Source organism: Motilibacter deserti, assembly GCF_011250635.1.
Classification (GTDB): Bacteria; Actinomycetota; Actinomycetes; order Motilibacterales; family Motilibacteraceae; genus Motilibacter_A; species Motilibacter_A deserti.
This window is the reverse complement of record NZ_JAANNP010000007.1, coordinates 12,465-33,541: the sequence shown is the minus strand read 5'-3', so window position 1 is coordinate 33,541 and position 21,077 is coordinate 12,465. Positions and strand designations below refer to the sequence as shown.

The following is a 21,077-nucleotide window of genomic DNA, read 5'->3' as shown; positions in this document are numbered from 1 at the left end:
GCTGCCCCTACTTCTTCGGGATGCGGATGAAGGTGACGGAGTTCGGGTCGAACGTCCGGTAGAACTGCGACGGCACGTCGATCTGCGTCGTCACCGGGCGGATCGGCTGCGCCGACCGGGTGTTCTGCTGGCCCGGGTCCCCCGAGATGACGGTCATCGTCGCCTTCTTGGCGACCTTCAGCTTGCCCAGGTCGATCTTCGTCACGGCCGGGGTGTTCTGCGCGTTCACGACCTTGACGATCGTGTCGCCCGTGGCGTCGTCGTGCGTGACGACCTGGGCGAACGGCTCGATGACGGTGTTGTCGTCGAAGCTGAAGAACTCCTGGCCGTCGAGGAAGAGCGTCACCTTGGTGCCGCGTACCGAGATCTTGACGTCGTAGGCCTTGTTCGTGGTGATCGAGTGGCCCTCGCGCGCGACCAGGGTCTGCTTCGCGCCGCTCGTGGCCTTCTCGACGACGCTGCGGGTGTTGTTCCAGCCGCCGAGGTTCCACCAGTAGTAGTTGCCGGAGTCCTTGACCCCGAAGCCGATGAGGAAGCCCTCGGCGCCGGCGGTCTTCGTGGCCTTCATCGTCACGTCGTAGTCGGTCGCGGCCACCGCCGGCCCGGCGACGAGCGTGTCCTCCGCCGTCGTGTTGGTCTGGACGAACTGACCGTCGGTCACGGCCCACGTCCCGCGGTTGGCGAGCGGGCGCCACCCGTCGGCGTTGCCGTCATTGAAGTCGTCGCTGAACAGCGTCGTGCCGTCGGGCGACGTCACCTTGACGTCGTCGTACTTCGCGGCCGTGCGCCAGGTCGACAGGCCGACCGCGCCCGTGATCGGGGTCGGCTGCATGACCTTGCCCGAGGCCGTGCTCGGCACGACGCGGTCGCCGACGTTGTTCATGAACAGCTTCTGGACCTCGTAGCTCGTCGAGCCCCACGACTGGTGGTTGTCGAACCAGATCATGTCCGGCCGCCACTGCACGTTGTCCACGTTGGCCAGCAGCGGGGCGTACGACGCCAGCTTCACGATGTCGGCGTTGCGCTCGAGGCCCGTCATGTAGGCCGCCTCGGACAGCGAGTTGAACCACTTCGCGTCCTGCGAGGCGTACTCGCCGAGGAAGACCTTGGGCCCGTTGCGGTCGTAGGAGTCGTAGCGGTCATTGTTCTGCAGGAACCAGGTCGGGCTGTTGTAGTAGTGCTCGTCGACCATCTCGACGTTGTTGGCCCGGTTCTGCGCCCAGTGCTGCTCGAACGTCGTGCCCTCGTCGTCCGGGCCGCTGTTGCTGATGACCGTGATGTTCGGGTACTTCGCCTTGATCGCGTCGCGGAACTGGACGAAGTTCGTGATGAACTGCGCCGGGAAGTTCTCCTCGTTGCCGACGCCGATGTGCGTCAGGCCGAAGGGCGCCGGGTGGCCCATGTCGGCGCGCAGCTTGCCCCAGGTCGACGTGACCGGTCCGTTGGCGAACTCGATGAGGTCGAGCGTGTCCTGGATGTGGCGCTGCAGCTCGTTCTGCTCGTTGGCCCGGAAGCCCTGGCCGCAGCCGTTCAGCACTGCCGGCACGACGGGCAGCGGCATGGCGCCGATGTCCTCGGCAAACGTGAAGTACTCGTAGTAGCCGAGGCCGTAGGACTGGTTGTAGCCCCAGAAGTTGGCGTTGGTCGGGCGCGTCTCGACGGGGCCGACCGTCTCCTTCCACTGGTAGGACCGCGCCCGCGGGAAGTTGTTCGCCGCGGTGTAGGCCCGGTGGCTGTTGACGTTGACGATGCAGCCGCCGGGGAAGCGGACGAAGCCCGGGTCGAGGTCGGCGATCTTCTGCGCCAGGTCCTTGCGCAGGGTCGACAGCCCGTTCTTGCCGACCCAGCGGTCGTGCGGCATGAGCGAGATCATGTCCAGGCCCATGACCGACGCGGCCCCGCCCGTCACGGCGAGCCGCGCGTCGTTGACGGTCGCGTTGGCCGTGAGCGTCAGCTCGTACTTCTTCCAGGCGTCCGAGCCGTCGACGGCGACGGTGCCGCTCGCGTACGTGACGGTGCCGTTCGCGTTCGTGAGCGCGAACGTCACCGTCTGCGCGGTGGTCGAGCGCGCCCAGACCGAGCCGTCGTACGTCGCGCCGGCCTTGAGCGCGAACCCGGTGTTGTAGCCGAGGTTGCGCACGCCGTCGCCGGGGCCGTCGGAGGTGAGGCGCAGGTGGTTGCGGTTGTTCTCGTTGAGGCGCGTCGCGTCGTTGACGACCTGCGCCGTCGGCGCCGCGCCGCCGCCGTTCACGACCTGCCACGCGGTGAGGCCGGTGAAGCCGCTGGCGTCCGTCGAGTTGAACTCGAACGAGCGGTTGCGGACGAGCTCGGCGTAGAGGCCCCCGTCAGCGGCGTAGTTGATGTCCTCGAAGAAGACGCCGTACATCGTGTCGTCGATGGCGGCGCCCTGGGCGCTGTCGTCGACGGTGATGGTGTAGTCGGGGACGGGCTTGGCCGCGCCGGCGTCGGCCGCCATGCCCAAGGGCACGACGAGCAGAGCGGCTGCTGCCAGGCCCTTCATTGCACCTGGTCGGGACATGCATGTCTCCTCGGATACGGAAGAACGCAATAGGGGCGGACGAAGAGCCCCCGGGAGCACGTCACAAAGGACGGGCACGAAGAGCGGGCGGCGCGAGGTCCAGCGCGCGCTCGGGTGCACCCCGGTCTTTGTGAGCGATAACACGAGTAGTGTCGACGCGTGTGACAGAGGCGTCAAGGGCCGTCGATAACGGTTCGGTAGCGCCTTCTCGCGGCCGTTGTCGCCGTGGTTCCGGCCGGACACGACAGCGCCCGGGTGCTCGTCGAGCACCCGGGCGCCGCCGGCTCCGGTGCGCGTGCGCCGGAGCCGAGACCGGGGGCGGCCGCCTCTCGCGCAGCCGCCCCGGCCTCCGCTCAGCTGCCTGGTGACCGCCGGGCGAACACCAGCCGCTGCAGCAGGATGAACGCGAAGAGCAGCAGGCCGATCGTGATGCGGGTGAAGTACGACTCGAGGTTCGCGAAGGTGATGATCGTCTGGATCAGGCCGAGCACCAGCACGCCGATGACCGACCCGAGCACGAAGCCCGACCCGCCGATGAGCAGCGTGCCCCCGATGACCACCGCGGCGATGGCGTCGAGCTCCAGCCCGATCGCCGTGTTCGGCGAGCCGGACAGGGCGTAGAACGAGAAGAGGATGCCGCCGAGCGCCGCGCAGAAGCCGCTGATCGTGTAGACGGCGATCGTGGTCCTCGCGACCGGCAGGCCCATGAGCATGGCCGACTGCTTGCTGCCGCCCATCGCGTAGACGTTGCGGCCGAGCCGGGTGTAGTGCAGGACCATGTAGGCCACGAGCACGGCCGCCAGCGCGACGATGACGCTGTAGGTGATCACGACGCCACCGCCGAGCGGGATGGTCTTCAGCGCGATGTCGCTGTAGAGCCCGTCGGTGATGGACTGCGAGTCGGTGCTGATCACGTAGCAGAGGCCGCGTGCGAGGAACATGCCGGCGAGCGTGACGATGAACGGCTGGATCTCGTAGTAGTGGATGACCGCGCCCATCAGCCCACCGAGGGTGCACCCGATGAGAAGCACCACCGGGATGACGAGCAGGGCCGACCAGCCGCGGTCCTCCAGCAGCGTCGACGCCACCATCGTGGAGAGCCCGACGACGGCTCCCACCGAGAGGTCGATGCCCCCGGTGAGGATCACGAAGGTCATGCCGACCGCGACGACGATGAGGTACGAGTTGTCGATGAAGAGGTTCGCGACGCCCTGGCCGGAGGCGAAGCCCTCGTACTGGAAGGTCCCGAAGAGGTACATCAGGACGAGCAGGAGCAGCGTCGCCAGGACGGGGAAGTAGCGCTGGGAGACCCGCGGGAGCCCGGTCGGCCGCTTGTCGAGGACGGCGGTGCTCATGCGGGGACCCTCACGTGCTGCTCCTTGGAGGCGGGGGCCGCGGGCGGTGACGCCGGGCGTTGCCGTCGGCGGAAGACCTTCGCCCGGAAGGCCGGGGACTGGATGAGGCACATCACGAAGACGACGAAGGCCTTGAAGAGCAGGGTCGCGTTCGGGTTGATGCCGATGGTCAGGATCGTGGTCGTGAGCGTCTGGATCGTGAGCGCGCCGACCAGCGTCCCGACGAGGAAGTAGCGGCCGCCGATCAGCGCGGTGCCGCCGATGACGACGGCGAGGATCGCGTCGAGCTCGTAGAAGAGGCCGGTGTTGTTGGCGTCGGCGCTCGAGACGTTCGAGCTGATCATGAGGCCGGCGAGCCCGGCGCAGAAGCCGGAGAAGACGTACGCCAGCAGGATCAGCCCGCGCGAGCGGATGCCCGCCAGCCGGCTCGCCTCGGCGTTGCCGCCGACCGACTCGATCAGCATGCCGAGCGCGGACCGCCGGCTGATGACCGCGGCGAACACGAGCACGGCGATCGCGAGGAAGATCGCGAACGGCAGGGCGAGCTTGTAGCCGCCGCCGATGAGCTTGTAGGCCGGGCTGTTGACCGTGATGATCTGGCCGTCGGTGATCCACTGCGCCACGCCTCGACCGGCGACCATCAGGATGAGCGTGGCGATGATGGGTTGGATGCCGACGACGGCGACGAGGATGCCGTTCCACAACCCGAGAAGCAGACAGAACCCGAGTGCCATCCCGACGGCGGTGAGCACCCCGGCGGTGCTGTCCTGGTTGCTCAGCCCCGCGATGTGGTGCGTCGCGACCGCCCCGGAGATGGCCATCACCGCGCCGACCGAGAGGTCGATGCCGCCGGTGGCGATCACGAACGTCATGCCGACGGCCACGATCAGCAGCGGAGCGCCGTTGCGGACGATGTCGATGAGGCTGCCGTAGAGATGCCCGTCCTGCATGCGCAGGTTGAAGAAGGTGGGCGTGAAGAAGACGTTGCTGACGAGCAGCACGAGCAGGAGCACACCGGGGTAGAAGAGCCGGTGCCGGGTGATGCTCATGCGCGCACCTCCTCGCGGCTGTCGCCGGCGATCGTCTCCACGATCTTCTCCACGGTCATCCCTTCGTCGTTCGCGAGCTCGGCGATGATGCGGCGGTCGCGCAGCACCTCCACCTTGTGGCTCAGCCGGAGCACCTCCTCCAGCTCCGCGGAGATGAAGAGCACCGACATGCCCTCCTCCGACAGCGAGACCACGAGCTTCTGGATCTGGGCCTTGGCGCCGACGTCGATGCCACGCGTCGGCTCGTCGAGGATGAGCAGCTTGGGCCGGGTGATGAGCCAGCGGGCCAGCAGGACCTTCTGCTGGTTGCCGCCGCTGAGGTTGCGGACCTGCTGCTCGGGGTTGGCGGGGCGGATGTCGAGCGCCTTGATGTACTCGTCGACGAGCTCGTCCTGGCGCTTGCGCGAGATGGGCCGCGTCCAGCCGCGCGCGGCCTGCAGCGCGAGGATGATGTTCTCCCGGACCGTCAGCTCGCCGACGAGCCCCTCGGTGCGGCGGTTCTCCGACGTGAAGGCGATGCCCTGGCTCGTCGCCGCGCGCGGTGTGCGCAGGTGCGTCGGCTTGCCGTCGACGAGGAAGTCGCCGCTGTCGGCGCGGTCGGCACCGAACATCAGCCTTGCGACCTCGGTGCGGCCGGAGCCGAGCAGGCCGGCCAGGCCGACGACCTCGCCGGGGTAGACCGACAGGTCGAAGGGCTCGACGCTCCCCTTGCGGCCGACGCCCTTGGCCTGGATCACCGGGGTGGCGTTCTCCAGGGCGGTGAGCGTCCGCTTGTTCTCGCCCTCGAGCGCCTCGAGAGTCGCCAGGTCCCGGCCGATCATCTTCGACACCAGCTCGACCTGGGGCAGCTCGCTCGTCATCCACTCGCCGACGAGCTGGCCGTTGCGCAGCACCGTCATGCGGTCGGTGATCTCGTAGATCTGCTCGAGGAAGTGCGACACGAAGACGATCGCGAGCCCTTCGGCCTTCAGCTGGCGCATCACGCGGAAGAGCTGCTGCACCTCGCCCTGGTCCAGGCTCGAGGTCGGCTCGTCGAGGATGAGCACCTGGGCCGAGATGTCGACCGCTCGCGCGATCGCGACCATCTGCTGGATGGCGATGGAGTAGCTCGACAGCGGCTGCGACACGTCGATGTGCAGGTCGACGCGCTCGAGCGCCTCCCGGGCACGGCGGCGCATCTCGCGCCAGTTGATGGCCCCCATCCGGCGCGGCTCGCGGCCGATGAAGATGTTCTCGGCCACGGACAGGTTGGTGCAGAGGTTGACCTCTTGGTAGACCGTGCTCACACCGGCCTGCTGGGCCTGGAGCGGGCTGGAGAACAGCACGGGCTCGCCACCGAGCCGGATCTCGCCGCCGTCGATCGTGTAGACGCCGGTGAGGACCTTGATGAGGGTGGACTTGCCGGCCCCGTTCTCGCCCATGAGCGCGTGCACCTCACCGGCGAACAGGCGGAGATCGACGCCGTCAAGAGCCTTGACGCCGGGGAACTCCTTGCGGATGCCGGTCATCTGCACCACAGGACTGGATGCGGCAGACGCCATGGGACTGGGACCTCTCTTCGTCGCAGTGCTCGTACCGGCACGGGGCCGCTCCTGGAGTTGCGGAGCGGCCCCGTGCCACCTGCTGCAAAGGCTCAGTACGAGGCTGGGCTCAGTACTGGCGCGTGGGGAGCGCGGCCTTGGCCTGCTCCTGGGTGAACGTGGTCTCCTCGGTCTCGATCCGCGGCGGGATCTCCTCGCCGGCGACGACCTTCTTCACGGCGTCCATCAGCTGCGGGCCGAGGAGCGGGTTGCACTCGACGATGAAGTTGATCTTGCCGTCCGCGAGCGCCTGCATGCCGTCCTTGACCGCGTCGACCGTGATGATCTTGATGTCCTCGCCCGGCGTGAGGCCGGCCGCCTCGATGGCCTCGATCGCGCCCAGGCCCATGTCGTCGTTGTGGGCGTAGAGCACGTCGATGTCCTTGTGGGCCTGGAGGAAGGCCTCCATGACCTGCTTGCCACCGGCGCGGGTGAAGTCGCCGGTCTGCGAGGCGATCATCTTGAACTTCGACTCACCGGCGATGGCGTCGGCGAAGCCCTGCTGGCGGTCGATCGCCGGCGCGGCACCCGTGGTGCCCTGGAGCTCGACGATGTTGACCGGGCCGGCCTCGTCGGCGTACTCCTCCTTCAGCCACTCGCCGGCCTTCTGGCCCTCGAGGACGAAGTCGGAGCCGAGGAAGGTCTTGTAGAGGCTGGTGTCCTCGGAGTCGACCGCGCGGTCGGTGAGGATGACGGGGATGTTGGCGCGCTTGGCCTCGTTGAGCACCGCGTCCCAGCCGGACTCGATGACCGGCGAGAAGGCGATGACGTCGACCTTCTGCTGGATGAACGAGCGGATGGCACGGATCTGGTTCTCCTGCTTCTGCTGCGCGTCGGAGAACTGGAGCTCGATCCCGGCCTCCTCGGCCGACTTCTTGATCGAGTCGGTGTTGGCCGTGCGCCAGCCGCTCTCGGCGCCGACCTGGGCGAAGCCGAGCGTGATCTGCTCGCTGCTGCCGCCGCCTCCGCCACCGGCTGCGCTGCTCGACCCCGGGGATGCGGTGTCGTCCGAGTCGTCGCCGCACCCCGCCAGCAGCAGTGCCGCGGCGCTGGCGAAGGCGACGAGAGATGCCTTCTTGAACACGTAGAACTCCTTCTCTGCAGTCCACGGTCGGCATGACCGGGGTGTAGCTAGCCGGAAAGCTGGCACCACGGGAAGACGGGGAAGTCGATGGGTTCTCCCGAGGCCGGCAGGCCGCCGTCGACGGCGGCCGGCGTCGTTCGGAACGGGCGCCGGGACGGGGGTCGCACCCGCCCGCGAAATAGCGGCGACGGCCGGGCCCCGGCCCGCCCCGCTCCCTTCGGCATCCTTGCCAAAGCGCTTCTCCCCGCAACGTTCGAGGCGACCGGCCCCTCGTGGCGGGGGCTGCGTCACCGTCGATGTGAACGCTAACTTTCGCAGTCAGTCTCTGCCTGCCCACCAAGCCCGTCAAGAGGTCTTGGTAACGGTTCCATAGCAATGACGGACCCGAGACTTCCGAACGCGAAAGAGCATGCCGGAGTCCCCCGCGCTTCACAAGCGCCGGGGTGCTTCCGACCCGCAAAAGACGCGGGACAAGGCAGGAGCTCCGACCCGACCTGCCTGTTTTGTCCGGATACTTCAGTGGTACGCCGGGGCGGGCGCCGCGTACAGGCCCGCCCCACGCGGGGTTTTCTTCCTCGGTCACAACTTCGTCACGGACTCGCTGCGAGCCGTTCGCTCCCGCCGTCCCCGGCGGCCGTAGGCTGCCCGTCCGCCTTGCCGCCGGCGGCCGGCACCCCGTGACCGGCCGCCTGGCGACGGCCCGTGGCCTCAGAAGCCGCGGGCGAGCCGGTAGTACGCGGCGTTCCAGCGCAGCTCCTTGCTGAGCCCGCGCACGGTCGTGTCCGCGTCGATGAGGACGAGCTCGGTCGACACCATCTCGGCGAAGTCGGCCAGCGCCTCGACGTCGACCGCCGAGCTGAGCACGGTGTGGTGCGGGCCGCCGGCCGTCAGCCAGGCCTCGGTCGAGGTCTTCAGGCTCGGGCGCGGCTTCCACACCGCCCGGGCGACCGGGAGGTTCGGGAGCGGCTCGTCGGCGGGGACGACGTCGATCTCGTTGGCGACGAGCCGGAACCGGTCTCCGAGGTCGCTCCAGCCCACGACGAACGCGGGGCCGGGAGCGGCGTCGAACACCAGGCGGACCGGGTCCTCCCGGCCACCGATGCCGAGCGGGTGGATCTCGCAGCTCGGCGTGGCGCTCGTGATGGTCGGGCAGACCTCGAGCATGTGAGCGCCGAGGATCTTCGGCTCGCCCGGCCCGAGGTGGTAGGTGTAGTCCTCCATGAAGGACGTGCCGCCCGGCAGGCCCTCGCCGATGACCTTCATGATCCGCACGAGGGCCGAGGTCTTCCAGTCGCCCTCACCGCCGAAGCCGTAGCCGTCGGCCATGAGGCGCTGCACGGCGATGCCGGGCAGCTGGCGCAGGCCCCCCAGGTCCTCGAAGTTCGAGGTGAAGGCGTGGAAGCCGCCCTCCTCCAGGAACGAGCGCAGGCCGAGCTCGATGCGGGCCGCGTAGCGCAGGGACTCGCGGCGCTCGCCCCCCGGCCGCAGGGACGGGTCGACGTCGTAGGCCTCGTCGTACTCGGCCGCGAGCGCGTCCACCGCGTCGTCGGCCATCGCGTCCACCCGGGCCACCAGGTCGTTGACGCCGTAGGTGTTGACGGAGACGCCGAAGCGGATCTGCGCCTCGACCTTGTCGCCCTCGGTCACCGCGACGTCCCGCATGTTGTCGCCGAAGCGCGCGAGCTTGAGGGTGCGCGCCTCCTGGCGGCCGCGGGCGGCCCGAGCCCACGTCGCCACCCGGTCCGCGACCGCAGGGTCGGAGGCGTGCCCGGCGACGGTCGTACGGCTCACGCCCATCCGGCTCTCGATGTAGGCGTACTCGCGGTCACCGTGCGCGGCCTGGTTGAGGTTCATGAAGTCCATGTCGATCTCGGCCCAGGGCAGCGAGACGTTGGACTGGGTGTGCAGGTGGAGCAGCGGCTTCTGCAGGGCGTCGAGCCCGGCGATCCACATCTTCGCCGGCGAGAACGTGTGCATCCACGTGATGACGCCGATGCAGGTGTCGGAGGCGGAGGCGTCCAGGCACACCCGGCGGATCGCGTCGGCGGTGGTGAGCACCGGCTTCCACACGATGCGGACGGGGATCTGCTTCGAGCTCGCGAGCGTCTGGCAGATCTCCTCCGACTGCTCCGCGACCTGGCGCAGCGTGTCGTCGCCGTAGAGCGATTGACTGCCGGTGAGGAACCAGACCTCGTATCCCTCGAATGCCGACACCGTCATTGTGTTGGTCCTTTCACCTGCAGGAGGAGTCGCATGGCGGCGCCCGCGCGGACGGGCGCCCGGCTCAGCGCTGGCCGTAGACGTTCTGGTAGCGGTCGTAGAGTCGGTCGATGTCGCCCTGCGCGATCGGCAACGGTTCGCCCAGCTGGCGGGACACGTGCACGGTGCGGGCGACGTCCTCGCACATCACCGCCGCCTTGACCGCGGCGCGCGCGTTCTTGCCGATCGTGAAGACGCCGTGGTTCTGCATCAGCACCGCCGGGGAGCGGGAGCCGCGCAGGGTCGCGACGATGCCCTGGCCGATGGAGTCGTCGCCGATGAGGGCGAACGGCCCGACGGGGATGGGCCCGCCGAACTCGTCGGCCATCGCGGTCAGCACACAGGGGATCTCCTCGCCGCGCGCGGCCCACGCCGACGCGTACGTCGAGTGCGTGTGGACCACGCCACCGATCTCGGGCATCGCCCGGTAGACGTAGGCGTGGGCGGCCGTGTCGCTCGAGGGCGAGTGGTCGCCTTCGACGACGTTGCCGTCGAGGTCGCAGAGGATCATGTTCTCCGGCGCCAGGGCGTCGTAGTCGACGCCGCTCGGCTTGATGACGAAGAGGTCCTCGCCCGGCACCCGCCCGGACACGTTGCCGGCGGTCCACGCCACGAGGTTGTAGCGGACGAGCTCGGCGTGCAGCGTCGACACGTCCGCGCGCACCGCGTCGACGGCCTGCCGCGACGGGGCCGACAAGGTGGTCTCGGTCATCGCACAGCCTTCCGCTTGATGTCTCGCAGCCGGTGCATGACGTCGTTCTCGCCCCGGCCGAAGTAGTCGTGGAGCCGCGAGTACTCGGCGTAGAGCGCGTCGTAGGCCTGCGCGCGCTCCTCGTCCGGCACGTACGCCGCCTCCTCCTTGCGCCCCATCACCGCTGCCGCGGCGTGGATGTCCGGGTACGCCCCGGCCGCCACCGCCGCGTGGATCGACGAGCCGAGGGCCGGCCCCTGGGTCGAGCCGAGCAGGGACAGCGGGCGGCGCGTCACGTCCGCGTACATCTGCATGAGGAACGCGTTCTTGAGCAGGCCGCCCGCGACGACCAGCTCGGTCACCGGGACGCCGGCCGCCTCGAAGGACTCGATGATCTTGCGGGTGCCGAATGCGGTCGACTCCAGCAGCGCGCGGTAGACCTCCTCGGGCTTCGTCCCGAGCGTCAGGCCGAGGACGAGGCCGGAGAGCTCGTGGTCCACGAGGACGGAGCGGTTGCCGCTGTGCCAGTCCAGCGCGACGAGCCCGTGCTCCCCGACGGCCTGCTGGGAGGCGAGCTCGGTGAGGTACTGGTGCAGGTCGAGGCCGCGCTCGGCGGCCCGCTCCGCGTACGACGCCGGAACGCTGCTTCGCACGAACCAGGCGAAGATGTCACCGACGCCCGACTGCCCGGCCTCGTAGCCCCAGAGGCCCGGGGTGATGCCGTCGCGGACGACGCCGCACATGCCGGGGACCTCGCCGAGCTGGTCGCTGTTCATCACGTGGCACGTGGACGTGCCCATGACCGCGAGCATCTGGCCCGGGTCGACCGCCTTGGCCGCCGGGGAGGTGACGTGAGCGTCGACGTTGCCGACGGCGACGGCGATGCCCGCGGGCAGCCCGGTCCAGGCGGCGGCCTGCTCCGTCAGCCCCCCGGCGCGCGCGCCGAGCGGGGCGAGCGGCTGCTCCACCTTCGCCTCGAAGAAGTCCACGAACCGCTCGTCGAGGGCCGCGAGGAACTCCTTCGACGGGTAGGCCCCGTCCTGGTAGACCGCCTTGTAGCCGGCGGTGCAGGTGTTGCGCACGTAGGTGCCGCAGAGCTGCCAGATGATCCAGTCCGCGGCCTCGACCCAGTGGTCCATGCGCGCGTAGACCTCGGGGTCCTCCTCGAGCAGCTGGAGGCCCTTGGCGAGCTCCCACTCGGAGGAGAGCTTGCCTCCGTAGCGGGCGATCCACGGCTCGGACCGCTCGTGAGCGAGGGCGTTGATGCGGTCGGCCTGGCCCTGCGCGGCGTGGTGCTTCCACAGCTTCACGTAGGCGTGCGGCCGGTCGCGCAGCTCGTCGAGCTCGCAGAGCGGCGTCCCGTCGGCGGTCGTCGGCAGCACGGTGCAGGCGGTGAAGTCCGTCGCGATGCCGATGACGTCCTCGGGGCTCACCCCGCTGGCCGCGATGGCCTTCGGGACGGCGTCCTTGAGCACGTCGACGTAGTCCGAGGGCACCTGCAGGGCCCAGTCGTGCGGGAGCCGCTTGCCCGTCGCGGGCAGCACGTCCTCGAGGACCGCGTGCGAGTACTCATGAACGGCGCTTCCGAGCTCGGCTCCGTCGGAGACCCGCACGACCACGGCGCGCCCGGACAGGGTGCCGTAGTCGACCCCGATCACGACGCTGCGGTCGTCGGCCGAGCTCGTCGTCGCGGTCATCGCGCGCCTCCCGACCGGGCCGTCCAAGCCCCGTGCCGGGCCTGCTGCGGGCCGGTCCTTCGCTCCGCTGCGGGCCGCCAAAGCATCGCTCCGCACTCCTTCCGGGCCGTTCTCGAGGCCCCGCTCAAGCGCAATTCGTCCGACGCGGTGATGTTAACGTTCACACCTCAGCCGTCAAGAGGGCGTGGCTAAATCGTGACCCGCGGGCGGGCGCGGACGACCCGGAGTGACCCCCTCGTCGGGCGCCCACCCAGCGCCCGAGCGCCTGGCCCGGCGCGGCACCGGTGCGAGCGAGCTCTGTCGCACGACGAGCGTCGGCGGGAGGACCGCTGCGCCGCGACCGGCGGTGCCCGCCCCCTCCACCTGGTCCACGAGGGACCCGATGCTGTGCCTGCCGACGCCGGCGAAGTCCTGCCGCACGGACGTCAACGGGGGGCTGTAGAACGCTGCCTCCGGCACGTCGTCGTACCCCGCCACGAGGATGTCCTCCGGGACCCGGACGCCGGCCTCCGCGAACGCCCGCAGCAGCCCGAGCGCCATTCGGTCGTTGGCGACGAAGACCGAGCGCACGTCCCCGCGCCGGGCGAGGTCGAGCCCGGCGGCGTAGCCCGACGACGGGCTCCACGTGCCGGGCAGCGGATCCGGCGCTCGCACCCCTGCGTCGGCGAGCGCGGACCGCCATCCCACGACCCTCTGCTGCGCCTCGACCCAGTCGGCGGGACCGGTGACGTGCCAGACCGGTGCGCCGGCACCCTGCTCGAGCAGGTGCTCGGTCACCGCGCGCGCCCCTGCCACCTGGTCCACGCTCACCGAGGCGAGCCCCGTCGAGGTCGCGCCCTCGACGAACACGACCGGCATCTCCTCCCACAGCTCACCGAGCTTCGCCGCGGTCCCGAGGAGCGGGGCGAGGACGACAAGCCCCTCGACCGGCCCCTCCTCCAGCCAACGAAGCGCCTCCGTCAGCGCGTGGCGCTCGAAGCCGCTGATGGTGGCCACCCGCACGAAGTAGCCCGCCTCCTGCGCTGCGAGCTCGATCGCGTGCAGCGTGCTCGCCGGGCCGTACAGGGTCGCGGGCATCGTGATGACACCGAAGGTCCGCGAACGCCGCGTGACGAGCGCGCGCGCCGCCGAGTTGCGGCGGTATCCGAGCTCCTCGATCGCACTGAGCACCCGGTCCCTCGTGTCGGACCGAACAGCCGAAGCGTCGTTCAGCACTCGCGACACCGTCTGGTGCGACACGCCGGCTCGGCGGGCGACGTCGCGCATGTTGGGCGGCCGCACGGCCGAGGCGCCGTCCTCGTCGGACCGGCCGACCGGGACGGTGCTCACGACGTACGCCACCCGCTCGCGCGCCCCGATCCCGGCCGCAGCCGCGGGCCCGCAACTCCTCGCACGTCGGCTCCTGCACATTCTTCGGTCACGGACGGATAACGGGTCGGCCCCATTCCGTCAGCCAATCTGTGAGCGCTCACACTAGGCCGATCACCTGCGGTGAGGCAACGGGCGAGCGCTCCGGTCAGCCTCCGCCGGCGCTCGTCACGACCGCCGCCACACGTCTCCGAACGGATCTCTGGAGCCCCTGGCCCGGCGCATACAGCAGAAGACCACTGTGCGAACCACTGTTCGCCTGTTGCCGGAGCGGGTGGAGGCCGCCCTAGCGCTTGGCCGGACGGGAGCGCAGGTGCTGCCGCTGCATCGAGGAGCGCACCGAGCTCTGCCGGACGATGAGCTCGACCGGCACCACCGCGTGGCTCTCCGGGCCCGGCCCCTCGCCGATCTGCTCGAGGAGCAGCTCGATGCTCCGCCGGCCGACCTGGGCGAAGTCCTGGCGGACCGTCGTCAGCGGCGGGGTGTAGTAGGCGGCCTCGGGGACGTCGTCGAAGCCGGCGACCAGCACGTCCTGCGGGACACGGATGCCCTCCTCGTGAAAGGCCCGCAGGAGCCCGAGGGACATCTGGTCGTTGGCCACGAACACCGCCGACACGTCCTTCATGCGCGCCAGCTCGCGTCCCGCGGCGTAGCCGGACGACGGGCTCCACGCCCCCTGCAGCAGCTCCGGCGGCTCGAGGCCGGCCTGCGCCAGCTCCTCGCGCCACCCCGCGATCCGGCCCTCGGACTCGAGCCAGTCGGCCGGGCCCGACACGTGGTGGACGTTCTGCGCCCCTTGCTCGAGCAGGTGCCGGGTGGCGAGCCGCCCGCCGTCGACCTGGTCCACACTGACCGAAGCCAGGCCGGGCGCGCTGCCGCCTTCGACGACGACGACCGGCAGCTTGCCGCGCAGCTCGGCGAGCGCGTCGCCGGCCTCGCGCAGCGGGGCGATGACGACGAGGCCGTCGACGGACTGCTCGGCGAGCCGCTCGAGTGCGTCCCGCATGCTCACGACGTCGATGGACTTCAGGCTGGCGACGCTCACGAAGTAGCCGGCCTCGCGGGCGGACTGCTCGATGCCGTAGAGCGTGCTGGCGGGGCCGTACAACGTCGTGTCGAAGCTGACGACGCCGAGAGTCTGCGATTTGCGGGTGACGAGGGCTCGCGCGGCGGGGTTGCGCCGATAGCCCAGCTCGTCGATCGCGACGAGCACCCGCTCGCGCGTCGCCGGGCGCACGGACGGGGAGTCGTTGAGCACACGGGAGACCGTCTGGTGGGACACGCCCGCCGCCTTCGCGACGTCCCAGATGTTGGCCGGGCGACCGGAGACGCGGACGCTGTCGGCGGAGGAGTCACGGCCGCCGGAAGCGACCACGTGGACCACCTCCGCCTGCGCACGCCGTTGATCGCGCAGGCTATACCAAACGCTCGGCGCTGCGCCGGACCGTCCGCGCCGGCCGGCCGGTCGTCCCGCGGCGCCCGACCGGCGAGCTGGACTTCGCCCTACCCGGCACGCCCGGGCGAGCGGTCCAACCGGTCGAGCACCGCGGCCAGCACGGTCTCGACGGCGATGTCGGCCATGCACTGCGGCTCCTCGCCGAACGGGCAGCTCGCCTCCCACCAGCACTGCTGTTCGGTAATCGCCGACGGCAGCCGGACCGGGCACCCCGGCCACCCCTGCAGGCTGGTGCCGGTGTCGGGGCGGAGGCCATAGCGGCCGGCGGAGGTGGGACCGTACAACCCGACGGCAGGCGCTCCGACGGCGGCGCCGAGGCGTACCGGCCCGGTGTCCCCGCCGACCACGACCCCGCCGCGGCTGCCCACGGCCGCCAGCCGCGCCGCGAGCTCGCGCAGGCCGCCCGGAGGCAGTGGGCGCGTGCCCTCCACCGCCGGCGTCGTCCGGTCGACGGCCGACAGCACCGGATGCCCAGCGGCCGTGAGCGCCTCGGCCAGCCGCGCCCACCGCGTCGCGCCCCACTCCTTCACGGGCATGCCGGAGCCGGGGACCAGGACGACGGGCGGCCTGCCCCGGCCGGCTCCGCCGAGCACCGCGTCGACCGCCTCCCGGCCCGTCGAGAGCTCGGTCGCAGTGAGCTCCACGCGCAGCGGCGTCGCGACGTGCTCCGGCGCGACCACCCCCGCGTCTGCGAGGAGCCGCACGAACCGGCAGTCCACCAGCTCGCCGTCCGGAGCCCCCTGCCAGAGGTTGGTGACCGACCGCGGCGCACGCTCCCGGCACAGCTCGCCGATGCCGTCGTAGGTCGTGGTGGTCACGACGAGGTCGTACGCCGCCCCCTCCGCCTCCGCCGCGTCCAGCGCCGCCGCCACCGCCGCCCGCGGCGCGCCCTCCGAGTGGTCGCTGAGCGGCAGCACCCGGGCCACGAGCGGGTCCGCCGAGAGCAGCACGTCGCCCGGGGTGAAGGTGAGGACGTCGACGCGTGCGCCCGGCTGCGAGCGGGCCAACGCGTGCACGGCGGGGAGCGCGAGCAGCACGTCGCCGAACCCGCCGAGCAGCTCGACCACGAGCACCCGGGCGACCGGGGCGGTCATGCGCGCACCGGGTCGCCGGCGACGGACGCGTAGAGCTCCGCGTGGCGTGCCGCGAGGACGGGCCACGTGCGCCCCTCGGCCAGCGCGCGCCCACCGGCGGCCACGCGGCTGCGCAGCGCGTCGTCGTCGAGGGCACGGCGCAGCGCCACGGCGAGCGCTTCCCCGTCGCGCCGGGCAGCGACCGTCACGACGTTGACCCCGTCCACGAGCTCCGGGCTGCGGTCCGCGGGCCGCTCCGGCAGCGTCATGACCACCGGGGCGCCGTGGTCGAGGGCGGCCAGCAGCGCGCCGCTCTTCGCGGTCACGCCGTGGGTCAGCGGCAGCACCGCGAGGTCGGCGGCACGCAGCAGCCGGGACACCTCGCGGGCGGGCGTGTGGCCCAGGAAGGACACGGCGTCGGTCGTCCCGCGCTGCGCCGAGTGCTCCTCGAGCTCGGCGCGGAAGGCGCGCGCCTCGTCCTCGGGCAGCGCCAGTGAGGTGAAGCCGCCGGCCACGACCACGTGCAGGTCCGCGTATGCGGGCTCCGCCCGCAGCTGCGCGAGCGCGTCGATCAGGTAGCGGACCCCCTTCACGGGGTGGACGAAGCCGAAGAACACCAGCAGCCGCGCTCCGGCGGGCAGGCCGTAGCGGGCGGCGGCCTCCGCCCGGGCCGCGTCCCGCTCGTCCCCCGCGTCCTCGACGTTCGGCCCGAGCGGCACCACCTGCGCCTCGCGGCCCAGCCGCGAGCGGACGGTGGCCGCGTGACCGGCGTTCGTCGTGACGAGCGCCGCGCTGCGGGGCGCGAGCGCGAACGTCTCACGGTCCCAGGCCCGCGTCCGCTCGAGCGCCCGCCAGACGGTGGCCGGGACCCGGCGCGGCCACGACCACCAGCCGTACTCGTGCAGGGTCGTGACGACGGGCGCGGACGTGTGCCGGCGCAGGAGCAGCGGCAGCAGCCCGACCGCGGGCGACCAGCCGTAGGCGGAGGGCGCGAACTGCACGTGCACCACGTCCGGGGCGAGGCCGGCGATCGCCCGGGCGGCGGCGCGTACGCCCTGCAGGTCCCAGCGGTCGCAGACCCGCACGCACTCCGCGGTCGCCGTAGCCGCCGACACCACGACCGGCTCGACGCCGGGGACCGCCGCCAGGCCGGAGGCGAGCCGGGCCACGTAGTCGGCGACGCCGTCGCGGTCCGGGGAGAAGCTGCCGCAGACCAGCGCCACCCGCATGGGCATCCTTCCGCCGCCGTCGCCACCCCGGCGGCAGCGCGCAGCCGAGGGTACGGACCGCCGCGCCCGGCGGGCCGGGCAGCCCGAGCGGCGGGTCGCGCAGGGTTGATCGACAACGCGCCGGGGTAGCGCTGAGCGGTGCCGCGATCCCTGCCAGCTAGCGTGCCGTTCGTGGCCGGACCCTCGAACACGCCGCCGGAGCCCCGGCCCGCGCCGGGCCCTGCCCTCGGCGAGCACCCCGGCGCGCTCGCCGGCCTCCCGCTCGACTGGGCGGGGCTGCGCCGGGTCCTCGTGGTCCGCCCGGACAACGCCGGGGACGTGCTGATGCTCGGGCCGGCCCTGCGCCTGCTGCGGCACGCGGCCCCCGCGGCGCAGCTGGACCTGCTCGCCTCGCCGGGCGGCGCGGCGGCCGCGGCCCTGCTGCCCGAGCTGGCCGGCTCGATCGTCACGTCCCCGTCCTGGCAGCGCGCCGGCGTGGCCCCGCCGCCCGACCCCGCCGCGGAGCAGGAGCTCGTCGCCCGGGTCGCTGCGGGCGGCTACGACGCCGCAGTCGTCTTCACCTCCTTCTCCCAGTCGCCGTGGCCCCCGGCCTACGTGTGCTGGCTCGCCGGCGTGCCGGTGCGCCTGGGCATGTCGAAGGAGTTCGGCGGGGCGCTGCTCAGCACCTGGGTCCCGTCGCCCGAGGACGGCGTGCACCAGGTTGACCGCGCCCTGCACCTGCTCGAGCGCGCCGGGGCCGGCGTGTCCGACGGGCACGACCTGCGCGTACGCGTCCCCGCCGAGGCGGTCGAGTCGGCGCCGCGAGCGCTGCGGGCCGCCGGAGTCGACCCGCACGGGCCGTACGCCGTGGTGCTGCCCGGCGCGTCGTGCTCCTCGCGCCGGTGGGAGCCGGCCCGCTTCGCGGCGGCGTCGCGGCTGATGGCCGACGCCGGACTGCCGGTCCTCGTCGTGGGGACCGAGGGCGAGCGCGAGCTGGTCACCGAGGTGGCGTCGGCGGCCGGGCCGGGCGTCGTGCCGCTGGCCGGCGTGCTGTCGCTGACCGAGCTCGCCGCGGTCCTGCAGGCGTGCACGGTGGCCGTCACCAACAACTCCGGCGGCATGCACCTGGCGGACGCGGTGCGCGCGCCGCTCGTCGCGCTCTTCGCGGGGACCGAGGAGATCGGGCAGTACGCCCCCCGTTCGACGCGGGCCACGGTCCTCAACCGCCCGACGGCGTGCTCGCCGTGCCGGGCGTTCCGCTGCCCCTTCGCCCACGAGTGCCTTGACGTCGCGCCGGCCGAGGCCGCAGGGGCGGCGCTCGCCCTCGCCGAGAGGAGAGCCGCATGACCGGGCAGCGCTGGGAAGGGCTGCTCGCCCGGTTCGGGCAGCTGACCGTCGCCGTCGTCGGCGACTCGTGCCTCGACGTGTGGCTCGACGGCCCGGCCCGCGGGCTGGCCCGCGAGGGCGTCGTCCCGGTCGTCAAGGTCGAGCAGGAGGCGTACGCCCCCGGCGGCGGCGCGAACGCGGCCCGGGGCGTCGCGGCGCTCGGCGGCCGGGTCCGCTTCGTGTCCGTCGTCGGGGACGACGAGGAGGGCCGCCAGGCGCGGCGGCTGCTCCTCGCGCAGGGCGTGCCCGACGACCTGGTCGTGACGGCGCAGGACCGGCGCACGGTGGCGAAGCGGCGGCTCACCTGTCGCGGCCAGCTCGTCGCCCGCTTCGACTCCGGTGACACGGACCGGCTGTCCGAGGAGGCCGAGGAGCGGGTGGTCGAGGCCGTGCGCCGCGCGGTCGACGGCGCCGACGCCGTGCTGGCGGCGGACTACGCCTGCGGCCTGTTCACCCCCCGGGTGCGCGAGGAGCTGGCCCGGGCCGCCCGCGAGCAGGGGGCGCTGCTCGTCGTCGACGCGCACGACGTGCGCGACTGGGCGGGCCTGCACCCTGACGTCGTCACGCCCGACGCGGAGGAGATCGAGCTCGTCCTCGACCTCGACGGCAAGACCGCCTTCACCCGCGACCGGCTCGGCTTCCTCGAGGCGGCCTCGGCGCAGCTGCGCGGGCTCAGCGGCGCGGGCGCCGTCGTCGCCACGCTGGACCGCGACGGCGCCCTGGTGCTCCCCCGCGACGGCGCGCCCTGGCACGTGCCGACCGAGCCGGTGGCCGCGGCCGTCGGGGCCGGAGCGGGCGACGCCTTCGCCGCCGCGCTCGTGCTTTCGCTGGCCGCGGGGGCCCAGCTGCCGGACGCCGCCCAGGTCGGGTGCGCCGCCTCCGGCGTCGTCGTCCGCCGTCCGGGCACCCCGGTCTGCCGGGCGGTCGACCTGCGCGCGGCCCTGCAGCACGCGGCGCCGCTCCACCTCGGCCGGGAGCGGCTCGCCGCGCTCGTCGAGGACGCCCGCGCGCTCGGCAAGCGCATCGTCTTCACCAACGGCTGCTTCGACGTGCTCCATGCGGGCCACGTCGCCTACCTCGACGCAGCGCGCAAGCTCGGCGACCTGCTCATCGTCGGCGTCAACGGCGACGAGAGCGTCCGCCGGCTGAAGGGCCCGGACCGCCCGGTCAACGGGGTGGAGGACCGGGTCGCCGTGCTCGCCGGGCTCTCCGCGGTCGACTCCGTGGTCGTCTTCGACGGCGACAGCCCGACCGACCTGCTGCAGGTCATCCGCCCCGACGTCTACGCGAAGGGCGGCGACTACACCGAGGACATGCTGCGCGAGGCGCCACTCGTCCGGGAGCTCGGCGGGGAGGTCCGCATCGTGGACTACGTCGAGGACCGGTCGACGAGCGAGCTGCTCCGCCGCGTACGCCGCACCTCCCCGCCCTCGGCGGAGCAGGCGTGAGCGCTGCCGCGCCGGAGTGGGAGCGCCTACCGGTCGACGTCCTTCTCCCCACCGCAGGCCGTCCGGGGCCGTTGGCCGTGACGCTCGCGGGACTGCTCGCGCAGGGCCTGCGGTTCCGGCTCGTGGTGAGCGACCAGACCGACGGCGCCCCGGCGTACGAGAGCGAGGAGGCCGCGGCGACGCTGCGGGTGCTGCGCCTGCGCGGCATCGAGGTGGAGCTGCACTGGCGGCCCGAGCGCCGCGGCGTCGCCGAGCAGCGGGACTTCCTCTTGTCCTGCGCGCGCTCCGACTACGTCCTATTCCTCGACGACGACGTGCTCCTCGAGCCGGGGACGCTGCGCCGCATGACCGACGCGATTCAGGAATTGAGCTGCGGCTTCGTCGGCATGGCCCCGAGCGGGCTGACCCACCTCGAGGACGTCCGGCCGCACGAGCAGGAGGCCTTCGAGCTCTGGGACGACAAGGTCCTTCCCGAGCGCGTGCGCAAGGGAATGCCTGAATGGGAGCGCTGGCGTCTGCACAACGCGGCGAACGTCGTGCACCTCGGGCAGCGGGTCGACGTGCCGGACCGCGGATGGGTGGCCTACAAGGTCGCCTGGATCGCCGCGTGCGTGCTCTTCCGCACCGACGCGCTGCGGGCCGTGGGCGGCTACGGGTTCTGGCGTGAGCTGGGGGTCAACGGCGCCGGCGAGGACGTCGCCGTGCAGCTGCTGATGCTCGAGCGCTTCGGCGGCGCGGGGCTGCTGCCGTCCGGCGCGCACCACCTGCAGGTCGAGACGACGCTGCCGGAGCGGGACACCGACGGATACGCGCTCGTCGTGGAGGCGGCCGACCGCCGCTGACGGCTCCCAGCGACTGCCCAGCCAACGGGCAGGGCATCACCA

Annotated in this window: 15 protein-coding genes; 3 read left to right on the top strand and 12 right to left on the bottom strand. The window is 72.0% G+C overall.

From position 1 onward, the window contains the following. Nucleotides 1-7 precede the first annotated feature (7 nt). From G9H71_RS12000 to G9H71_RS11945, 12 genes are all read right to left on the bottom strand, one after another. Nucleotides 8-2,539 (bottom strand): alpha-L-arabinofuranosidase C-terminal domain-containing protein, encoded by a 2,532-nt coding sequence (locus tag G9H71_RS12000; protein WP_166282101.1) that lies wholly within the window; start codon nucleotides 2,537-2,539, stop codon nucleotides 8-10. A 353-nt stretch (nucleotides 2,540-2,892) separates the two neighbouring features. Further along, the gene (gene yjfF, locus G9H71_RS11995) at nucleotides 2,893-3,894 is read right to left on the bottom strand and encodes a galactofuranose ABC transporter, permease protein YjfF (protein WP_166282099.1); all 1,002 of its coding nucleotides are present in this window, start codon (nucleotides 3,892-3,894) and stop codon (nucleotides 2,893-2,895) included. Then, nucleotides 3,891-4,943, bottom strand: a complete 1,053-nt coding sequence (locus G9H71_RS11990) for an ABC transporter permease (RefSeq protein ID WP_166282096.1) — start codon at nucleotides 4,941-4,943, stop codon at nucleotides 3,891-3,893. Before G9H71_RS11990 ends, yjfF begins: the two co-directional genes overlap by 4 nt. Further along, complete coding sequence (locus tag G9H71_RS11985) at nucleotides 4,940-6,484, bottom strand: sugar ABC transporter ATP-binding protein (RefSeq protein WP_166282094.1); 1,545 nt, start codon at nucleotides 6,482-6,484, stop codon at nucleotides 4,940-4,942. Before G9H71_RS11985 ends, G9H71_RS11990 begins: the two co-directional genes overlap by 4 nt. Before the next feature lie 109 nt (nucleotides 6,485-6,593). Further along, nucleotides 6,594-7,607 carry an ABC transporter substrate-binding protein gene (locus tag G9H71_RS11980; protein ID WP_166282092.1) on the bottom strand — a complete coding sequence of 338 codons (1,014 nt, stop codon included), beginning with the start codon at nucleotides 7,605-7,607 and terminating at the stop codon, nucleotides 6,594-6,596. 708 nt (nucleotides 7,608-8,315) lie between these two features. Further along, entirely contained in the window at nucleotides 8,316-9,827 is a 1,512-nt protein-coding gene (gene araA / locus G9H71_RS11975) for an L-arabinose isomerase (protein ID WP_166282090.1), read from the bottom strand. A gap of 64 nt (nucleotides 9,828-9,891) precedes the next feature. Beyond that, nucleotides 9,892-10,578 (bottom strand): L-ribulose-5-phosphate 4-epimerase, encoded by a 687-nt coding sequence (locus tag G9H71_RS11970; protein WP_166282088.1) that lies wholly within the window; start codon nucleotides 10,576-10,578, stop codon nucleotides 9,892-9,894. Continuing rightward, entirely contained in the window at nucleotides 10,575-12,254 is a 1,680-nt protein-coding gene (gene araB / locus G9H71_RS11965; RefSeq protein WP_166282086.1) for a ribulokinase, read from the bottom strand. Before araB ends, G9H71_RS11970 begins: the two co-directional genes overlap by 4 nt. Nucleotides 12,255-12,428: 174 nt before the next feature. Next, nucleotides 12,429-13,583, bottom strand: a complete 1,155-nt coding sequence (locus G9H71_RS11960; RefSeq protein ID WP_331272935.1) for a LacI family DNA-binding transcriptional regulator — start codon at nucleotides 13,581-13,583, stop codon at nucleotides 12,429-12,431. A gap of 325 nt (nucleotides 13,584-13,908) precedes the next feature. Beyond that, the gene (locus G9H71_RS11955; protein WP_331272934.1) at nucleotides 13,909-14,997 is read right to left on the bottom strand and encodes a LacI family DNA-binding transcriptional regulator; all 1,089 of its coding nucleotides are present in this window, start codon (nucleotides 14,995-14,997) and stop codon (nucleotides 13,909-13,911) included. Between the two features lie 128 nt (nucleotides 14,998-15,125). Then, the gene (locus G9H71_RS11950; RefSeq protein WP_166282082.1) at nucleotides 15,126-16,172 is read right to left on the bottom strand and encodes a glycosyltransferase family 9 protein; all 1,047 of its coding nucleotides are present in this window, start codon (nucleotides 16,170-16,172) and stop codon (nucleotides 15,126-15,128) included. Beyond that, a complete protein-coding gene (locus tag G9H71_RS11945) occupies nucleotides 16,169-17,380 on the bottom strand; it encodes a glycosyltransferase (protein WP_231134696.1) in 1,212 nt (403 codons plus the stop codon). Before G9H71_RS11945 ends, G9H71_RS11950 begins: the two co-directional genes overlap by 4 nt. 171 nt (nucleotides 17,381-17,551) lie before the next feature. Here G9H71_RS11945 and G9H71_RS11940 point away from each other — a divergent pair, with 171 nt between their 5' ends. Genes G9H71_RS11940 through G9H71_RS11930 form a run of 3 tightly spaced genes read left to right on the top strand, consistent with a single transcriptional unit; the run spans nucleotide 17,552 to nucleotide 21,035 of the window. Further along, nucleotides 17,552-18,706, top strand: coding sequence for a glycosyltransferase family 9 protein (locus G9H71_RS11940; protein WP_331272933.1), 1,155 nt, complete (start codon nucleotides 17,552-17,554; stop codon nucleotides 18,704-18,706). Next, complete coding sequence (gene rfaE2 / locus G9H71_RS11935) at nucleotides 18,703-20,193, top strand: D-glycero-beta-D-manno-heptose 1-phosphate adenylyltransferase (RefSeq protein WP_166282079.1); 1,491 nt, start codon at nucleotides 18,703-18,705, stop codon at nucleotides 20,191-20,193. The genes G9H71_RS11940 and rfaE2 overlap by 4 nt, the downstream gene beginning before the upstream one ends. Continuing rightward, complete coding sequence (locus tag G9H71_RS11930; RefSeq protein ID WP_166282077.1) at nucleotides 20,190-21,035, top strand: glycosyltransferase family 2 protein; 846 nt, start codon at nucleotides 20,190-20,192, stop codon at nucleotides 21,033-21,035. Before rfaE2 ends, G9H71_RS11930 begins: the two co-directional genes overlap by 4 nt. The last annotated feature ends 42 nt before the right edge of the window (nucleotides 21,036-21,077 follow it).